Origin of the sequence: Viridibacillus sp. NPDC093762 (assembly GCF_050279675.1) — a bacterium.
Lineage (GTDB): Bacteria > Bacillota > Bacilli > Bacillales_A > Planococcaceae > Viridibacillus.
Genome location: NZ_JBNNUK010000007.1, coordinates 28,835 through 46,808, shown reverse-complemented (window position 1 = coordinate 46,808; position 17,974 = coordinate 28,835). Strand labels below are relative to the sequence as shown.

The 17,974-nt window shown below is 35.3% G+C and carries 22 protein-coding genes and 2 riboswitches; of the genes, 16 read left to right on the top strand and 6 right to left on the bottom strand.

What is annotated here, in order from left to right:
• Nucleotides 1-9 precede the first annotated feature (9 nt).
• Both ACQKM9_RS10790 and ACQKM9_RS10785 read right to left on the bottom strand, forming a co-directional pair.
• Nucleotides 10-483, bottom strand: a complete 474-nt coding sequence (locus ACQKM9_RS10790; protein WP_427734360.1) for an endolytic transglycosylase MltG — start codon at nt 481-483, stop codon at nt 10-12.
• Nucleotides 480-854, bottom strand: a complete 375-nt coding sequence (locus ACQKM9_RS10785) for a hypothetical protein (protein WP_427734359.1) — start codon at nt 852-854, stop codon at nt 480-482. Before ACQKM9_RS10785 ends, ACQKM9_RS10790 begins: the two co-directional genes overlap by 4 nt.
• 227 nt (nt 855-1,081) lie before the next feature.
• Here ACQKM9_RS10785 and rpmG point away from each other — a divergent pair, with 227 nt between their 5' ends.
• From rpmG to ACQKM9_RS10760, 5 genes are all read left to right on the top strand, one after another.
• Entirely contained in the window at nt 1,082-1,231 is a 150-nt protein-coding gene (gene rpmG, locus ACQKM9_RS10780) for a 50S ribosomal protein L33 (RefSeq protein ID WP_038186828.1), read from the top strand.
• A 68-nt stretch (nt 1,232-1,299) separates the two neighbouring features.
• Complete coding sequence (locus ACQKM9_RS10775) at nt 1,300-1,905, top strand: 5-formyltetrahydrofolate cyclo-ligase (RefSeq protein WP_427734358.1); 606 nt, start codon at nt 1,300-1,302, stop codon at nt 1,903-1,905.
• Nucleotides 1,889-2,092, top strand: coding sequence for a YqgQ family protein (locus ACQKM9_RS10770; protein WP_053416318.1), 204 nt, complete (start codon nt 1,889-1,891; stop codon nt 2,090-2,092). The genes ACQKM9_RS10775 and ACQKM9_RS10770 overlap by 17 nt, the downstream gene beginning before the upstream one ends.
• Nucleotides 2,093-2,328: 236 nt before the next feature.
• Entirely contained in the window at nt 2,329-4,227 is a 1,899-nt protein-coding gene (locus tag ACQKM9_RS10765; protein ID WP_427734357.1) for an LTA synthase family protein, read from the top strand.
• 128 nt (nt 4,228-4,355) lie between these two features.
• The gene (locus tag ACQKM9_RS10760) at nt 4,356-5,450 is read left to right on the top strand and encodes a hypothetical protein (RefSeq protein WP_427734356.1); all 1,095 of its coding nucleotides are present in this window, start codon (nt 4,356-4,358) and stop codon (nt 5,448-5,450) included.
• A 55-nt stretch (nt 5,451-5,505) separates the two neighbouring features.
• On the opposite strand, the gene ACQKM9_RS10755 is transcribed toward ACQKM9_RS10760, so the two are convergent.
• Nucleotides 5,506-5,685: a DUF2759 domain-containing protein gene (locus ACQKM9_RS10755; protein ID WP_053416315.1), complete on the bottom strand. Its 180-nt coding sequence runs from the start codon at nt 5,683-5,685 to the stop codon at nt 5,506-5,508.
• A gap of 177 nt (nt 5,686-5,862) precedes the next feature.
• On the opposite strand from ACQKM9_RS10755, the gene ACQKM9_RS10750 reads away from it, so the two are divergent.
• The gene (locus ACQKM9_RS10750; RefSeq protein WP_427734355.1) at nt 5,863-6,504 is read left to right on the top strand and encodes an MBL fold metallo-hydrolase; all 642 of its coding nucleotides are present in this window, start codon (nt 5,863-5,865) and stop codon (nt 6,502-6,504) included.
• Between the two features lie 91 nt (nt 6,505-6,595).
• On the opposite strand, the gene ACQKM9_RS10745 is transcribed toward ACQKM9_RS10750, so the two are convergent.
• From ACQKM9_RS10745 to ACQKM9_RS10735, 3 genes are all read right to left on the bottom strand, one after another.
• Nucleotides 6,596-6,943 carry a DUF6176 family protein gene (locus tag ACQKM9_RS10745; protein ID WP_427734354.1) on the bottom strand — a complete coding sequence of 116 codons (348 nt, stop codon included), beginning with the start codon at nt 6,941-6,943 and terminating at the stop codon, nt 6,596-6,598.
• An 888-nt stretch (nt 6,944-7,831) separates the two neighbouring features.
• Nucleotides 7,832-8,074, bottom strand: a complete 243-nt coding sequence (locus tag ACQKM9_RS10740; protein WP_427734353.1) for a DUF2626 domain-containing protein — start codon at nt 8,072-8,074, stop codon at nt 7,832-7,834.
• Nucleotides 8,075-8,188: 114 nt separating this feature from the next.
• Nucleotides 8,189-8,884 (bottom strand): helix-turn-helix transcriptional regulator, encoded by a 696-nt coding sequence (locus tag ACQKM9_RS10735; protein ID WP_427734352.1) that lies wholly within the window; start codon nt 8,882-8,884, stop codon nt 8,189-8,191.
• A gap of 304 nt (nt 8,885-9,188) precedes the next feature.
• Between ACQKM9_RS10735 and comGA the strand changes: the two genes are divergently transcribed.
• The 10 genes from comGA to gcvPB all read left to right on the top strand — a co-directional run bounded on the left by comGA (nt 9,189) and on the right by gcvPB (nt 17,809).
• Nucleotides 9,189-10,220, top strand: coding sequence for a competence type IV pilus ATPase ComGA (gene comGA, locus ACQKM9_RS10730; RefSeq protein ID WP_427734351.1), 1,032 nt, complete (start codon nt 9,189-9,191; stop codon nt 10,218-10,220).
• Between the two features lie 25 nt (nt 10,221-10,245).
• Nucleotides 10,246-11,256 (top strand): competence type IV pilus assembly protein ComGB, encoded by a 1,011-nt coding sequence (gene comGB, locus ACQKM9_RS10725; protein ID WP_427734487.1) that lies wholly within the window; start codon nt 10,246-10,248, stop codon nt 11,254-11,256.
• A 15-nt stretch (nt 11,257-11,271) separates the two neighbouring features.
• Entirely contained in the window at nt 11,272-11,583 is a 312-nt protein-coding gene (comGC, locus tag ACQKM9_RS10720) for a competence type IV pilus major pilin ComGC (protein WP_427734350.1), read from the top strand.
• Nucleotides 11,576-12,034, top strand: a complete 459-nt coding sequence (locus ACQKM9_RS10715; protein WP_427734349.1) for a prepilin-type N-terminal cleavage/methylation domain-containing protein — start codon at nt 11,576-11,578, stop codon at nt 12,032-12,034. Before comGC ends, ACQKM9_RS10715 begins: the two co-directional genes overlap by 8 nt.
• Nucleotides 12,024-12,326, top strand: coding sequence for a hypothetical protein (locus ACQKM9_RS10710; RefSeq protein ID WP_427734348.1), 303 nt, complete (start codon nt 12,024-12,026; stop codon nt 12,324-12,326). The genes ACQKM9_RS10715 and ACQKM9_RS10710 overlap by 11 nt, the downstream gene beginning before the upstream one ends.
• Nucleotides 12,311-12,769, top strand: coding sequence for a competence type IV pilus minor pilin ComGF (gene comGF / locus ACQKM9_RS10705; RefSeq protein ID WP_427734347.1), 459 nt, complete (start codon nt 12,311-12,313; stop codon nt 12,767-12,769). The genes ACQKM9_RS10710 and comGF overlap by 16 nt, the downstream gene beginning before the upstream one ends.
• A 200-nt stretch (nt 12,770-12,969) precedes the next feature.
• Nucleotides 12,970-13,482 (top strand): shikimate kinase, encoded by a 513-nt coding sequence (locus tag ACQKM9_RS10700; RefSeq protein WP_038186762.1) that lies wholly within the window; start codon nt 12,970-12,972, stop codon nt 13,480-13,482.
• A 148-nt stretch (nt 13,483-13,630) separates the two neighbouring features.
• Nucleotides 13,631-13,724, top strand: a riboswitch (glycine riboswitch).
• Between the two features lie 3 nt (nt 13,725-13,727).
• A riboswitch (glycine riboswitch) is annotated at nt 13,728-13,805 on the top strand.
• Between the two features lie 62 nt (nt 13,806-13,867).
• Nucleotides 13,868-14,971, top strand: coding sequence for a glycine cleavage system aminomethyltransferase GcvT (gcvT, locus tag ACQKM9_RS10695; RefSeq protein WP_427734346.1), 1,104 nt, complete (start codon nt 13,868-13,870; stop codon nt 14,969-14,971).
• A 26-nt stretch (nt 14,972-14,997) separates the two neighbouring features.
• Nucleotides 14,998-16,344: an aminomethyl-transferring glycine dehydrogenase subunit GcvPA gene (gene gcvPA, locus ACQKM9_RS10690; RefSeq protein WP_427734345.1), complete on the top strand. Its 1,347-nt coding sequence runs from the start codon at nt 14,998-15,000 to the stop codon at nt 16,342-16,344.
• Nucleotides 16,337-17,809, top strand: a complete 1,473-nt coding sequence (gene gcvPB / locus ACQKM9_RS10685) for an aminomethyl-transferring glycine dehydrogenase subunit GcvPB (protein ID WP_427734344.1) — start codon at nt 16,337-16,339, stop codon at nt 17,807-17,809. The genes gcvPA and gcvPB overlap by 8 nt, the downstream gene beginning before the upstream one ends.
• The last annotated feature ends 165 nt before the right edge of the window (nt 17,810-17,974 follow it).

Here is a 17,974-nt window from a genome sequence, read left to right as displayed (position 1 = left end):
GCACTGCAACTATTTACTACGTGTAATTTTCTTTACAATTTCAGGGGTAGTCATTTTGACATTTAAATCGTAAGTGCCAATTTGAAGACTAGATGCTTTGTCATTTTTGATGACGTAAAGCTCGAAGTCACCAGCGTCTTTAATTATGCCGGCTTTCTCAAGAGCTGAACTTACTTCTGAAGTACCCATTCCCTTTTTAATAACAAGTGTATACGACTTTGCCGTTTTTTTAGCTGAGGCATTTACAGCTACTGTATTATTTTTTAGTGCACTGTAGTCGGTTTGTATTTTAGCAAGCTGCTCTTTTGCTTCAGCAGCTTCAGCATTGATTGCTTCTAGTTCGTTCTTTTTGATAAGGACCGTCCCTTTAGGCACATTTATATTCGCAGCTTCAGTGTCACTTGTTATAAAATCCGCGAAGGTAAAGCTAGCACCCGCAAGAAAAAGAGCGATGCCAAATGCTCGGATGGATGATTTTCTCATACGCGGCTGCCTCCACTTTGAAGGACTTCTTGCACCTGCTCCATTGTAAGAGAAGAGCGTTTACTAATTTCAGGGATAGTATAGCCCTGCTTATGTAGCGTTTGCACTTGACTAACAATGATTTGGTGAATACCTTTAGTGGATGAAGCTACCGGAGATGCTGCTTTTTTAGGTTTTCCTATCAATTTGGGCTCTAATAATAATTCTTCCTCAATCACTTTTAAACGACGCTTAAGTTGATGTGTTTCCTGATAAAAATTAAGAGAAAGTTCTTCAACATCTCCCTCGATTTGTGTCGAATGATCTTTGATGAAAAACGAAGCAATTATTACGATAATCCCGACAATCATTAATATAGATGATAATTCCAAAATCTTTCACCTCAATAGGTTTAAATAGTTGTAATACCATTTTATCATAAAGTAGGACATAATACTCCTGCTCTTCAAACAGTATCCCACGTTTAGTCACGTATTAGACGAAATTTCCAGAAGAAATGACAGTAGATTTTTTCCGAAGTTATGATATAATAAGTTAGTCGTATAAATCATGCTCACTAAAGACATTTTATTCTTGATATAGAGTGGGAGGGGTAAAGATGCGCGTTAATATTACATTAGCTTGCACTGAATGTGGCGAACGTAACTACATTTCTAAGAAAAACAAGCGTAACAATCCAGAACGTCTTGAATTGAAAAAATATTGCTCTCGTGATAAGAAGAACACTCTTCACCGTGAAACGAAGTAATAACTGTTGCCAAAACCGCGAGTGGTTTTGGCTTTTTCCGTTCTTGGGACTAAAAAGGAGTGAACCCCTTGGATAAAAAAACACTACGTCGAGATATGAGAACGCAGCTTGCTCAAATGTCAAAAGCGCAATATGATGCATACTCATTTCAAATTCACGAAAAACTATTAAGAGAATCTACTATTAAAAAAGCGAATATAATTGGTTTAACCATATCAGCCTTTCCAGAAGTGAATACAATACCATTAATTGAAAAACTCTGGTCACAAGGAAAACGAGTAGCGGTTCCTAAATGCGAACCTAAAACACGTGCTATGATATTCTATGAAATTACATCATTCGATCAATTAGAAACGGTCTATATGCAACTAAAAGAACCTATTCCTGCTTTAACAAAAGAAGTGCCAAATGAAGAAATCAATTGTTTGATTGTTCCAGGTGTTGTATTTGATCAGTTTGGTTATCGAGTAGGCTTTGGTGGCGGTTACTATGATCGGTATTTAGCCAGTTATAACGGAGAGCGAATTACCTTAGCTTTTGGAGTACAGCTCATACATAAAGTACCGACAGATCAATATGATTTACCGGTTCATAAAATAATTACAGAGACAAGTGTTATTAATTGTCTTGAATATCGAAAGGAGTCACAATCAGTCGATGAAAACAGTATATGATGTGATGCAATTTTTGAAACGCTTTGGTACATTTATTTATACAAAAGATCGCGTTGCGGATTTAGAACTGATGGAAGATGAGATACGAGAACTCTATTCTTCACATTTAATAGACATACAGGATTACCAAATGGCTTTGATGATCCTACGCCAAGAAATTTCGAAAGAGAAAAGGAATAGACAATAATTTGTTAAGGAGTGGTGGAATTTATTTTCTACTACTTTTTTTAAAGATTAATGAAACTTTTACATGACTTATCCGTCTAATAAAGAGTCTGTAATAAAAACGGAAATTTGATTATATAATATGTGATGTAACATTTTTGTTGCGTTGTTGTAAAAAAAGGATTATGATATATTTTGTTTCTTTCATATATGAAACTAAAATTGTAAAGAACGAAAGAAAGTAGGGGGATGTTAGGAATGAATTTTAAAAAAGCACCTAAACATTCAATTTTGGCTCTAGCAATAGTAGCCACTTGGATTAAAACATATATAACATATCATACAGCTTTTGATATGAAAATTGAAAATACAATGCAGCAACTGATTCTGTTTATCAACCCAGTTAGCTTTTTGCTATTTATTTATGGGTTGTCGTTATTCTTTAAAACTGCAAAAGCACGTAATCGCTATATAATTATCACAAGTATTATTCTAGCAATTGTTTTATATGCTAACGTTGCTGTTTACCGCTTCTTCGATGACTTTATAACATTACCAATGTTGTTCCAAACAAGTAACTTCGGTGACCTAGGAAGCTCTACATTATCTTCTATGTACTTTACAGATGTTTTCTACTTTACAGACGTTATTTTGTTAATACTAGCAGTTAAGTTTTTACCTGTTGCAAAAGAAATTTCCGTAGTTAAACCGAAAATGCGTCGTACGTATTTTGTTTTATCATGTGCAATGTTATTCTTAAACCTTGGTTTAGCTGAAATGGAACGTCCACAGCTACTTACACGTAGCTTTGACCGTGAAATTTTAGTGAAGAATATCGGTACTTACAATTACCATCTATATGATATTTACATTCAATCAAAATCACATGCTCAACGTGCATTAGCTGATGGTAGTGAGTTAACAGAAGTTACGAACTACGTAAAATCTAATCAGGCTAAACCTGACGATAAAATGTTTGGTCTTGCAAAAGACCGCAACGTTATTGTTATCTCGCTTGAATCAACTCAAGACTTTGTCATTAATAATGAAATGAATGGTCAAGAAATTACACCATTCTTAAACTCTTTAACAAAAGATAAAGATACATTCTACTTCGATAATTTCTATCACCAAACAGGTCTTGGAAAAACATCAGATGCTGAATTTATTGTTGAAAACTCATTGTACGGGGCAGGTCGAGGAGCTGTTTTCTTCACTAATAGTGGGAATACATTCAACTCGATGGCTGAACGTTTAAATGGTGAAGGTTATTATACTTCAGTACTACACTCAAATAATAAGAGTTTCTGGAACCGTGATATGATGTATCATGCATTTGATATTAAGAAGTTCTATGATATTGATTCATTTGATGTAAATGATGAAAATTCAGTTAACTGGGGACTAAAAGATATTCCGTTTATGGAACAATCTGTGGATATTATGAAAACAATGCCACAACCTTTCTATACACGTATGTTATCTTTAACAAACCACCACCCATTCACTTCTGATGAAGAGGATCAATTCATTGAACCTTACACATCTGGAGATGGCACAGTGAATCGTTATTTCCAAACTGTCCGTTATACAGACGAAGCTATTAAAACGCTGTTTGATGATTTAAAAGAAAAAGGATTATATGATAATTCAATCATTGTAATGTATGGTGACCATTATGGTATTTCAGAAAACCATAACAAAGCAATGGAACAATATTTGGGTAAAGAGATTACACCATTTGAAACAGCGCAACTACAACAAGTACCATTCTTCGTGCACATTCCTAACTCAGGTGTAGGTAAAGTAATGCATGAAGTATCGGGTCAAATGGATATTCGCCCAACATTATTACACTTATTAGGTGTTGATACAACTAACGACTTACAATTAGGTGCAGACTTATTCTCTAAAGACCATGAAGACTTCGTTACATTCCGTGACGGTCGTTTCGTAACTGATAAACTAGTTTATTCTGGTGAGGTTTGTTACGATAAAAAAACAGGTGAGAAAACAGATCAAGCAAAATGTGAGCCGTTTATTGAAAGATCAAATAAAAAGCTAGAATACTCTGACCGTATTATAAATGGTGATTTACTTCGCTTTTATGATGAAAAAACTGGAGCTCTAAAATCGAATTCAGAAGAAACTAAATAAATCCTTTTGAAAACCTACATGAATCTATTCATGTAGGTTTTTTTATGAAAATCCATAATTTTCTACTTATAACGAAACCTTTTTAGTTTATAATCGTATAATAGATGTGGGTGAAGAGGAGGCACAATATGAAAAAGTTTAAGATGTATCTAGTCCTCGCTTGTGCCATTTTCCTAGTTGGGTGTAATAAAGAAGCTTCACAACCAAATTTAGATGCGGATTCAAATAACCCTGAAGCGGTTGAACAAAAAAGGGTTGCAACAGAAGTTCTTGATTATTCTATGAAGACAGAAGATTTACATAGTATTGTTGGGTTTCTATCTGAAACAACAATTTTGTATGTTGCTTATGAATCAGACAGTTTCCACCTAGTAACTTATAATTTAATTACAGGTGAAAAAGAGAAGATTTATTCGGAAAAGGACCAAATTATTCAAGTGATGATCCATCCTTCTAAAAAGCAAATTATCGTTCAATCTTCCGCACACTCCTCATCTGCAACGGTTAAGATGATTTCGTTAAAAGGGGAAATCCTACATAGTGTCGATATTCAGTCCTCTGAGTTATCAATTATGTGGAATCCTAACAACCCTCAATTAGTCGCCTTCACAGCATTCCAGGGGGATTTTTCGTACCAATGTTATGTCTTTGATGGTGAACAAGAAAAGTTGCATAAGATTGATCCTAGTAATCCATTTTTAGTTTGGCAATCCGATGATATTTTACTATATAATCGTTGGACAGCTCGTCAGCTTAATGGCGGTGAAATAGTAGAGTTAAATTGGAAGACTGGTCAGGAACAACAAACTGATTTAAAAAAAGTTGTCTATTTGGATACAGAGAAGGATGCTAGATTAACAGTTCAAATTGATTTCGAAACAGAACAGTTTTCATATGTATTAAAGAACAAAAATAAGGAAATAACTTGGCACGCACCTGCATTAAGTAATTATTCTCAATGGTTTGTTCCGGATTTAGTTTGGTTAGAGGATCAATCAGTGATAGCTATTTTACCAACTGAAGGTGGTTTGTTGGATAATTATTCAGGTAAATTTAAGTTGATGAAAATTTCAGAAGAAAAAGTGGAGGAATTAATAACTCTTGATGAGTATGCAATGATTAGTTGCTCACCAAAAGGCTCACTTTGTTTATATGGTAATGATTTAGAGCAAGTTATGTCGTTTGAACCTTACAAAAAGAAAAAATGGTTAACCCTTGAATAGAAGACAAAAAAAAGCTGTGGTATAAAAACCACAGCTTTTGTTGTCCCACTTTGTATTAGTGAAGAGATGGTGGGAACCCTTGATTTAAGATAGTCATAAATACGAACCATCCGAACACTGCAAATGTAGCAAAGTTAAAAGCAATTCCTAGAACGCTTTTTTCTTTAAGAGACTGTACAGTGCCAACTAGACCTAGAATTGCGACTAGACCAAAAATAACCATTAATAAGTTCAATATAGACACTCCTTTCGACATCCGAAAATGAATGCCGCAAACAATATTCCTCTTCTATTGTAAAGCTAATTAGTACGTTTGTCGAGATTAAAAAGTGACGGATATTTGAACGAGGGATGTTATGATATATATATCATTTCGTGATGGAATCTGTATAATATAGTGGAGGTGAAAAGAATGTTAAATATTCGAACATATACATTAGGACCAGTTCAAACAAATTGCTATATTATTTCAAATAAAAAGAAAGAATGTCTTGTGATTGATCCGGGTAGTGAAGGTGAGAGGATTGTACAGCAATTGAGAGCATTAAATTTGCGTCCGTTAGCTATTTTGTTAACACATGCTCATTTTGATCATATTGGAGCAGTAGATGCAGTGAGAGATGCTTTTAAAGTACCTGTTTATTTACATAAGGCGGAAACAGATTGGGTAATTGATCCAATGAAAAATGGTTCTGGTCGATATGCGGAATTACCAAATATAACAACACGACCAGCAGATCATGTTATTGATCAACCACAAGAATTAACTATAGGACCTTTTGAATTTGAGATTGTGCACACTCCAGGTCATTCTCCGGGTAGTATTTCATTTATATTCAAAGATGAAGGATTTGCGATAGTTGGAGATACTCTATTTCAAGGTAGTGTGGGACGCACAGATTTAGTAGGTGGTAATGAAAAACTACTATTAAAATCCATCCATGATAAGCTCTTATCGTTAGATGAGAATCTAATCGTTTATCCAGGTCATGGAGATGCAACTACTATTGGAACTGAAATGGAGCAAAATCCGTTCTTGAATGGGTTTTTATAAGAATTAAAGTTAAAAGTGGAGAAAAAACCGATTAGTGAGTGAAATCTTACTAGTCGGTTTTTTTATGTAATGTGATAGAGAACATATTAACTTAGATCATGTTTATTTTTATTTTTTCTGGAATCATAACAACTTCGGTTGATAGATTAACTGGTTTGAAAGTTGGGTCAATGCATTCATCCCAATAGTCTAAATGCTTTTTATCAATCCAATGTGTAGAGTCCTCTACAGCATTTCCACCTTTTCCTTGGACAGAATACCAATACAAATACTCCTCATTATTCCAAATTTCACGGAAGATTGTTTCAATGTACATTTTTTCTCCTTCTAATGTAACGAGAACATCCTTCATGTTATCATTTAAAAACTTTAACCATTCCGTTACTTTTTCTGATTTTCCTTGTTGAACTCGATATCTCGTGCATTCAATTTCTAGCATGTATTATTCCTCCAGTCGCTTATATGACTCCTCATTGATAAGAGGGAATTCAAATTTTTTTTCATATCATAATAAATTGAGTAGATAACATTTATTAGTAAAAATACAAACAAAAGTTATCTGTGTTTAATTATAAATAAACAAAATGGTAATTACAACCATTTATATTTGGGGTTTTGTAGAGATAGCTTATGTGGATTTAAATTATTGGAAATAGGTAGGCAAGTGGGAAAAAAGTTTTAGTTTTGGATGTTCTAATATCGAAGATAAGGAGAGGTAATAGCGTGAATGATACATGATCTATTTATCATAATTGGAATGAACCTATGATTACTGCAGAAAATTTTCATGCAGCATTCTTTAACAAAGCAAAAAATCAGCTGATTCTTTTTAAGAATTATCGATAGAAATATTAAGGGGATGGAAGTTATTAAGAAAGTTAGATGAACACAATGAATACTGGAGAAAAGTTCCGAATAATAAACTACTTTAATTTGCTTTCACATTATTGGATTCTTATTAATGGAGGGAAATATTGGAGTTAAAGACGTGAATATTCTGCTAAATAACAAAGGCGAGAGTTAGCGTAACAAAGAATTGAGTTAGCACAACAAAGAATTGAGTTAGCACAACAAACAATTGAGTTAGCACAACAAACAATTGAGTTAGCACAACAAACAAATTAAAATGCAAAAAAAAGAGGCTATGGAGGCCTCTTAAATAGAAGATATAAATCTTCTTCATCTAGGGGATGTTTCTCACCATATAGAATGGAGAGGGTTAAAGTTAAGCTACAATTACAATTATAACAATCGTTTATAAGGTGTCAATAGTGGAAAATGCACAAAAATAAAAAAGACAGCTTTTGACTGTCTTTTTTATTTACTATTAATGTCCTGCGCCTGCAACGTGAATGAATGTAGTATAGTACGTGAAGCCTGCGAAGAAAACTGTTAAGTAAGCACCGAAGATGTACATATACATACGTTCCGTTAGGTTTAAGTATCCTAATAGAAGGAAAAACCCTGTATTAGCTAAGAATAATAGCGAAACTTCTTTCATATCACCTAAATAAAACATAACTGCGAAAATCCCTGTCCAGAAGCCCATTACTTTATACATATTATCCATATATGATTCCCTCCTTTTGCGACGACACAATAATCTCTTATCCATTATAAATGATTTGAAACCAACATGTAAACCGCTACTTAGGTTTACTTTGTGACAAAGCAGTGTAAAAAATTAAATATCAATTCGATAAGTGCAGTATTTACAGCTTTCAATCATGCTATCAATTTGAACAAATTCTTGTACATCAAATAAGTATTCAAATTGGCCTTTTAAGAATGATTCATGCAAGTCACAAACGAGTGATGCGTGTTTCTCGATTTGACTATGGAAAGGGCAATTATAAACAGCAAAGCGGATTGTTTTTCCTTCAGGCTTATCGAGAATTACAGGAACATAACCAATAAATGAGGCGGCTTCTGTAATGATTTCTACACGTTCATCGAATGAAATGAGTGATTTATCCCTTTGACGATTAGATAAGATTGATTGAATTTGTTCGACACCTTTTTTGTAGCAAATCTTATTACCGATAGTATTGGCATCTTCACCAAGTTCTATAATGATTTCTAGAACCCAACTTAATAATTCCTCATAATTTCGTTGAGGGAATGTTAGAGCAATGCCATTTGCAACCGCTTTATATTTTCTTCCAGGTCGGCCGCCTTTTCCTGTTTTTTCATATTCAGACGTAATTACATCAATTTCGTTTAATTTAGTTAAATGAAGTCGCGCAACGTTTGGGTGAATATGGAATTGATCAGCGATGTTTTGGACTGAGAAAGAATCTTTTTCTTGTAACATATATTGATAAATTGAAAATCTTGTTTCATCTGCTAGTGTACTTGTGATTTTTAATGGATGTAACATGAAAAGGTTCCACCTCCTGTATATTTATCTATATTATAAAACAATATAAAATATCTATCAGTATAAAAACTGATATATTCAAAAAAATAAGTAGAATAATGTAAAAAAGTGAAAGATTACTAGTCTTTTTTCATTGGAAATCTATTTTTACATAGTAGAAAAGCTTTAAAAAGATAATTTATGCCTTTTAAACAACGTATAACATTAATTTGCATTATTGTATGTATTTTCTTGTTTTTGCAGTGTATAATTTCGCTAACGGATAAGGAGCGGTCGTTATTCGTCGTGGTAGAAAGGGGGCAATATGTCATTTACTGAAACAGTTGTGGAGCAAAAAAGTGAGCATCTATTGTTGAAGGCAATACATTTTGGCGCATCTGACTTACATTTAATGCCTAGTGAAAACGACTATTTACTATACTTTCGAAAATACGGGCAGCTCGTGTCTGCTGGACAACTTCCCCTAGAATTGGGTGATCGGATGATTTCCTACTTTAAATTCCTCTCCTCTTTAGATATTAGTGATAAGCGTAGACCTCAAAGTGGTTCGTTTCAGCAAGTTTTAAATGAACAGCCAATTGCTTTTCGCGTATCCACCTTACCATCCTTTTTTTTGAAGGAAAGCTTGGTCATTCGTATAATGTTGCAGGACCATGCTATCCCAATTTCTTCCCTATGTTTATTCACTGAATCGGCAAAGTATTTATTGCAATTAGTGAAAAAGAGACAAGGCATCTTATTTTTCACCGGCCCAACAGGATGCGGCAAATCTACATCATTATATTCCCTTCTACATTATTGCTCTAATGAACTGAAAAAGCACGTCATATCCTTAGAAGATCCAGTGGAAAATAGTCAATCCAATTTATTGCAAATTCAAGTAAATGAAAGAGCCGGTGTTACATACGCAGCCGGACTAAAAGCAATTTTAAGACATTCCCCCGATATTATTATGATTGGCGAAATACGTGATCAAGAAACGGCTAAGATTGCAATAGAAGCTGCATTAACAGGGCATCTTGTTTTAACTACGATTCATTCAATGGATACAATCGGCTGTTTATTCCGATTACTAGATTTGGGCGTGTCAATAGAAGAGTTAAGGCAAACAGTAATTGGAGTGGTTGCGCAGAGATTAGTAAAGAAAGCAAATTCTCAAGATGAAGAAAGATTATCGGCCATTTATGAGATATTAGCAGAGGGAAATCTAGCAGAAGCCATAGAACACGTGAAGAGTGATAAAAAATTCATACTGTCACTAGAACTCTCTTTAGAAGGACAGATGGAAAAAGGGGTGAGTTTGGGTGCAATTACAGCTCAGCCTTCACCGATTTAGTAAAAAGAGTAAAACTTTACCTAAGATGAAAGATAGGGCGAACTTTTTGAAAAAGTTGAGCGTATTGCTAGAGGAAGGCTATACATTTCGAGATTCATTATCAATGTTACTACCCCATCATGTTGAAGAATTATCAAAAGTGGAATCTTTGGTAGAAGGAAAATTTCGAAGCGGTTCTAATATGAGTGAAATTCTACAATTGCTTGGCTATCAGAAAAGCTATTTAATGACCATTCATGTGGCGGAGCAACAAGGAAGAGTTGTAAGAGCCCTTAATTCTATAGCGAGTCAAATGATAACGAAGGAAGAAACCCAAAAAAGACTACAAAAGCTAATGGCCTATCCTGCGATTTTGTTTGTCTTTTTAGTTCTGCTCTTTTTTGGATTTCGAACCTATTTTTTACCCAATATGTCTTCAATGATGCTTTCTAGAGAAGGTGATACAAGTGTATCTAAATTAACACTATCCACTTTCTTCTTGCATATTCCAGATGCCTTGATCATAGCAGCCTGTGGAAGTATCTTATTTGCTTTTGTGGCTTGGAAGAAAATAAGTAAGAAAGAGATTGGACACCAAATGATGTTGTATTTGAAAATTCCAGTTCTATGTAGATGGTTTCGTTTGCAATTAACACGCCAATTTGCTTATGAGTTGGGTGGGCTTTTAGAAAGTGGTCTTTCAATGCAAGATAGTTTAATTATTTTACAGCAACAAGAGTTACAACCATTTATGGCGAAAATTGCAGGTGAAATACGTGAACGAGTTATTTTTGGTGATTCACTTTCTACTGCGGTAAATCACATGAAGATTTTTCAAAAAGGATTTAATGCACATATACTTCATGGCGAGGAAGGTGGGAATCTAGGTAGAGAACTTCAAATCTATAGTGATTTTTTGACGGATAAAACCGAAGTGAATATGACTAGAGTGCTAGCTATTATTCAACCATTACTTTTTTGTATTATCGCAGTTTGTATCCTTGGTGCTTATTTAGCTATTTTATTGCCAATGTACGAAATGATGGAACTGGTTTAAGAGAGGAGAACCAACATGCAATTATTAAAACAACAGAAGGGCTTTACTTTAATCGAAATGCTCATTGTTTTGTTTATTATTACAGTGTTGATTTTGATTGCAATACCAAATGTAACTAAGCACTTTAGCACAGTAGATGATAAAGGGTGTAAAGCATATGTCACTATGGTACAAGGACAAGTTGAAGCGTATCGTATTGACGAAAAAAAGTATCCAACATCGATTGAAATGTTGGAGGACGCAAAGTATTTAAAGCAAGATACAAATGCTTGTTCAGGAAAAAAGATTCAAATTTCGGATGGAGAAGTTTCTACAATAGATGAATAATAAAGAAGCTGGCTTTACGTTTGTCGAATTGTTATTAGTACTAACGGTTACAATGATAATTTGTTCTTTATGCTTGGCACTAGGCAAAGCAAATTTGGATGAACGAATGGTTAATCAGTTTTTATATCAATTAATGCTTGATATAGAGCAGGTGCAAAGTGAGTCAATTGGTAGCGGGGTTTTTTCATATCTAGAATTTTTCGACGACGGAAAGAAATACAGAGCATATACGTTGGAAGGGGAAGGTAATTTAATTAATACAAGACGTTATTATTTTACACGCGAACTACCAGAGGGAGTTACGTATAGTTATAGCAGTCCATTACGTCAGATAAAAATTGATTCTCAGGGTACATTCTCGAGTTTTGGTACATTGGTTTTTGTAACGCCAACGGGGAACAAATCGCTTATTATTAATATTGTTAAAGGAAGGATGAAAATTGTGGAATGACAAAGGGAACGCATTACCAGAAACATTACTCACTCTAGTTATTATTTTGACGATATTCGGAACTCTTTTACCAGCATTGCAAATGATGAAAAGTACTTTAAGTGATAAGAAAATGGCGATGTACGCCGCTGAAACAGCTTACCAAGCTTCTCAACGAGTCGAGCAGGGGGAACAACTTCAAGGTAGTCGAACTATAGAAAGTGTTAACTATCAATGGTATTTCACTAATAATGAAGTGTGCGTATTTTATGAAAATTTAAAAGGACAACAGCAAAAATGTATTCGGCCATAAAACGTCTAATAGAAAATCGTTCTGGTTATACATTAGCGGATGCCCTTTTGCAACTGATGGTCCTTATGCTGTTTTTGCAGTTATTTATGCTCTTCTATCCTTGGTATGAAGAAGCAAATAGAACTTTTCATCAACGACAGGAAATTGAATGGGAGCTATTTACGTATGATTTGCAATCGTATTTGTTGGATATAAAAACGATTGGCGTAGGTGCAAATGCAAATTTACACATTGGAAAGGGTAATCGAAGTTTCTCTATAAATAGGTCGAGTGCTGTAGTACGTATGCAAAAGGAAGGGCAAGGAAATGAGCCAATGCTGATGAATGTCTATGAAATACAGTTTTTTATTGATGCAAACCGTACAACATTAACAACAAAAGTATTGTTTACAAATGGCTTAAGGAAGGAGAAAGATTTTGTTATTTCGTATGTTAAAGAATGAAAAAGGAATGCTTCTTCCAATAGCGATGATTCTATTGTTTTTTTGTACGAGTTACCTTTTGAGCACTGTGATGTCTTATGAATCTCATTTTCGAACGTATAATTCATTGGAATCGGCGTATGTTCGTGCTACTATAAATAAAATACAAGAAATTGAAAATAGCACAGAGTAACAGTCGTCGTTGATGAGAAGGTGAAAAAATGAGAAAAGTATATTTAGTAGGGTTTATGGGTTGTGGTAAAAGCGCAATTGGTAGACGTTTAAGCTACTATCTGAAAATGCCCTACTATGATATGGACCAAGAAATTGTAAGAAGAGAGAAAATGACGATTCCTGAAATATTTGAAAAATACGGAGAAGAGCACTTTCGTCAACTGGAGACGGATTTTTTACGGAATTTCCGAGATGAGTTTTGCATCATTTCAACAGGTGGTGGTGTAGCGATGAATCCTCAAAATCGTAGAATAATGCGTCAAACTGGACTAGTCCTTTTTTTAGATGCGACATTCCCAGATATTTGGAAGAGGATCCATAAAGATAAAAACCGTCCAATCGTCCAACGTTCTACAAAACAAGAATTAGAAGATTTATTTTATAAACGCCGAAAATTTTATAGAGAAGCTACACATATCACAATTCGAACAGAAAACCGTTCACTAAAACAGATTGTTGAATATACTGCTTTTCAAATAAAACGTCTAAAAGGCGAATGAAATATTAAATCACACTAGTTAATGTTCGTTTATAAACTATTTTATAAAATTTATTGCATGATACCCCTATTCAATGTTAGGATATAGACGAGACGTATTGTTGTAGAACAATGACATGGAAATACTACCAAGATTCCATCTTGGGCGGATGATTGTACGGGGAGAGAACGTCTGGAGACGTCGCCGAAGGAGCAAATAACAAAAGTTATGAATCTCTCAGGCAAAAAGACTCGTACGGGACGCAACTCTGGAGAGAGCTGTATTGATTACAGCCACCAAAGAGGACAGCCGTAATGGTAAAACTTTCAGGTGCATGGACAGAGAATCCTAATTATAGGATTTCTCTGTCCATTTTTTTGTTCTAAACAAATGAGGAGGAAGATTAGTGGCTAATGAATTAAAAAGAACGCCTTTATTCGAAGAGTATTCGAAGTATGGTGGGAAAACAATTGATTTTGGTGGTTGGGAATTGCCTGTTCAATTTTCTTCTATTAAAGCCGAGCATGAAGCAGTTCGCACAAAAGCTGGACTATTTGATGTATCTCATATGGGTGAAATCTTCGTTGAAGGTTCAGAAAGTTTAGCATACTTGCAAAAGCTTGTTACTAATGATGTATCGAAAATTGCCATTAACCAAACACAGTATACTGCGATGTGCTATGAAAATGGTGGCGTTGTAGATGACTTACTCATTTATAAATTAGCAGAAGATCGTTATTTATTAATCGTTAATGCGTCGAATATTGAAAAAGACTTTGAGTGGATGAAGACGTTATTGTCAGATGATGTGAAGTTAACAAATGCATCAGATGAATACGGTCAATTAGCATTACAAGGTCCACTTGCAGAAAAAGTATTACAAACATTAACTGAAACACCGTTACAAGACATTAGACCATTTCGTTTAGAACAAAATGTATCGATTGCAGGTTATGATACGCTTATTTCTCGTACTGGTTACACAGGCGAAGACGGCTTTGAAATTTATGCAGCACCTGAAGCAATCATTGCTTTATGGGGCAAAATCCTAACAGCAGGAGAAGCTGATGGTGTAGTACCATGTGGTTTAGGTTCACGTGATACATTACGTTTTGAATCTTGCTTACCACTATACGGCCAAGAATTAACAAAAGATATTTCACCTCTTGAAGCGGGTATTAATTTCGTTGTGAAATTAAATAAAGAAGTAGATTTCGTTGGGAAATCGGCATTACAAGCTCAAAAAGAAAATGGCGTACCACGTAAGAGTATTGGTATCGAAATGATTGATAAAGGTATTCCACGTCACGGTTACCCAGTGTTTAAAGGTGATACTCAAATTGGTGAAGTAACAACTGGTACACAATCACCATTAACAAAACGTAATATCGGTTTAGCATTAATTGATAGTGAGTATACGGAGCTTGGGCAAGAGCTTGAGATTGAAATCCGTAACCGTCGCTTAAAAGTGGTTACTACTGCAACACCATTTTATAAACGCCAAAAATAATTTTCATGAAGAGAGGGTTTTTTCGAATGAAGCATCGGTACTTACCTATGACTGAGCAAAATCAAAAAGAAATGCTAAATGTAATTGGCGTCTCTAATGTTGATGAATTATTCTCAGACATCCCAGAAAAAGTTCGTTTTAAAGGAAACTACAACATTAAACCTGCAAAATCTGAATCAGCATTGTTAAAAGAGTTAGCACAACTTTCTAAACAAAATGCAAATAGCGATGATTATGCATCATTCTTAGGTGCAGGAGTTTATGATCACTATAAACCAGTTATTGTTGATCACGTTATTTCACGTTCAGAATTCTATACAGCTTACACACCTTACCAACCTGAAATTTCACAAGGTGAATTACAAGCTATTTTCGAATTCCAAACAATGATTGCAGAATTAACAGGCATGGATTTAGCAAACTCATCTATGTATGATGGAGGTACAGCACTTGCTGAAGCTGGTATGCTTGCAGCGGCACATACTCGTCGCAAAAAGCTTTTAGTTTCTGGTGCGGTTCATCCAATTTCACATGACGTAGTTAAAACATATGCTCTTGGTCAATCAATTGAAGTTGTAAATGTTCCTTTAAAAGATGGTGTCACTGATCTTGATGCGTTAAAAGAATTAATCGATGCAGATACAGCTGCTGTGATGGTTCAATATCCTAACTTCTACGGTCAAGTAGAGAACGTACAAGCAATTGCAGACTTAATCCACGATGCAAAAGGCTTATGTATCGTATCTTCTAACCCATTAGCACTTGGTATTCTAACACCTCCAGGTAAAATGGGTGCGGATATTACTGTCGGGGATGCTCAACCATTCGGTATTCCTGAAAGCTTTGGCGGACCACACTGTGGTTACTTCGCTGTTACAAAAAAATTAATGCGTAAAGTACCTGGCCGTTTAATTGGTGAAACAATTGATGATGAAGGTCGTCGCGGTTATGTATTAACTTTACAAGCACGTGAGCAACATATTCGTCGTGAAAAAGCGACTTCTAATATTTGTTCAAACCAAGCGTTAAATGCACTTGCAGCTTCAGTTGCAATGACAGCTCTAGGTAAAAAAGGTGTGCAAGAAATTGCTACTCAAAATATTTTAAAAACCCACTATGCTAAAGAAGCTTTTGAAAAGGCAGGTTTCACTGTAGCTTATAAAGGCGCACATTTCAACGAGATTGTTGTGAAGTGTAAATCATCTGTTTCTACTATTAATAAGGGACTTTTTGAAAAAGGCATTATTGGTGGCTTTGATTTAGGTAAAGTAGATGCAGCACTTGAAAACCATGCACTAATCGCTGTTACTGAACAACGTACAAAAGAAGAAATCGATGCACTTGTGCAAGAAATGGGGGCTCTCCATGCATAACGATAATCAACCACTTATTTTTGAACTATCAACAGAAGGTCGCGTAGGCTATAGTTTATCAGAGCTTGATGTACCAGCAGTAGATTTAGCTGCTATCTTACCAAGAGAATTTATTCGTACAGAAGAAGCGGAACTTCCTGAAGTATCAGAGCTTGATATTATGCGTCATTATACTGCGCTATCACGCCGTAACCACGGTGTAGATTCAGGTTTCTACCCACTTGGTTCATGTACAATGAAATATAACCCGAAAATTAATGAATCAGTTGCACGTTTTGCAGGATTTGCTAATATTCACCCATTACAAGATGAGTCTACAGTACAAGGTGCACTTGAGTTGATGTATGATTTACAAGAGCATTTAATCGAGATCACTGGTATGGATGAAGTAACGCTTCAACCAGCGGCTGGTGCACATGGTGAATGGACTGCATTAATGATGATTCGTGCATTCCACGAAGCAAACGGTGACTTCCAACGTACGAAAGTACTTGTGCCAGACTCTGCTCACGGTACAAACCCAGCATCAGCAACAGTAGCAGGTTTTGATACAGTAACTGTGAAGTCTGATGACAACGGTCTTGTAGATTTAGAAGACTTACGTCGCCTAGTTGGGAATGATACAGCAGCACTTATGTTGACTAACCCAAATACATTAGGTCTTTTTGAAGAACATATTCTAGATATCGCTGAAATCGTTCACTCGGTTGGCGGTAAAGTATATTATGATGGTGCAAACTTAAATGCGGTTATGTCTAAAGCACGTCCTGGTGATATGGGCTTTGACTGCGTTCACTTAAACTTACACAAAACTTTCACTGGTCCTCACGGTGGTGGTGGTCCTGGTTCAGGTCCAGTTGGCGTAAAAGCAGACTTGATTCCATACCTTCCAAAGCCAGTATTAGTGAAAACAGAAGAAGGCTATCACTTCGATTATGACCGTCCACAATCAATTGGTCGCGTGAAGCCGTTCTACGGTAACTTTGGTATTAATGTTCGTGCATATACTTATATCCGTTCAATGGGTCCAGATGGTCTTAAAGCAGTAACTGAAAATGCAGTAATTAATGCAAACTATATGATGAGAAGATTAGAGCCATACTTTGATCTACCTTACAACCGTCATTGTAAGCATGAGTTTGTATTAAGTGGAAGCCGCCAGAAGAAACTTGGCGCTCGTACACTTGATATGGCAAAACGACTGTTAGACTTTGGCTACCATCCACCAACAACTTACTTCCCATTAAATGTGGAAGAAGGTTTAATGATTGAACCAACTGAAACAGAATCTAAAGAAACACTAGACGCTTTCTGTGACGCAATGATTCAAATTGCTAAAGAAGTAGAAGAAACACCAGAAGTAGTACAAAATGCACCACATACAACTGTTATTGGCCGTCTTGATGAAACAAGAGCAGCTCGTAACCCAGTGTTACGATACGAAAGAGAAACAGTAGGAGTATAATATATTCGTATATTGAAAACCTCTAGCACTTTGCTAGGGGTTTTCTCATGATTTGTATATAAATAGCTTAATGAAAAGATCATGTTAGTTATGGAAAAAATCGCTTGGACATAGACAGATGACTTTAAAATTGCTATGCTAACATAAATGCAGTATGAATCAATG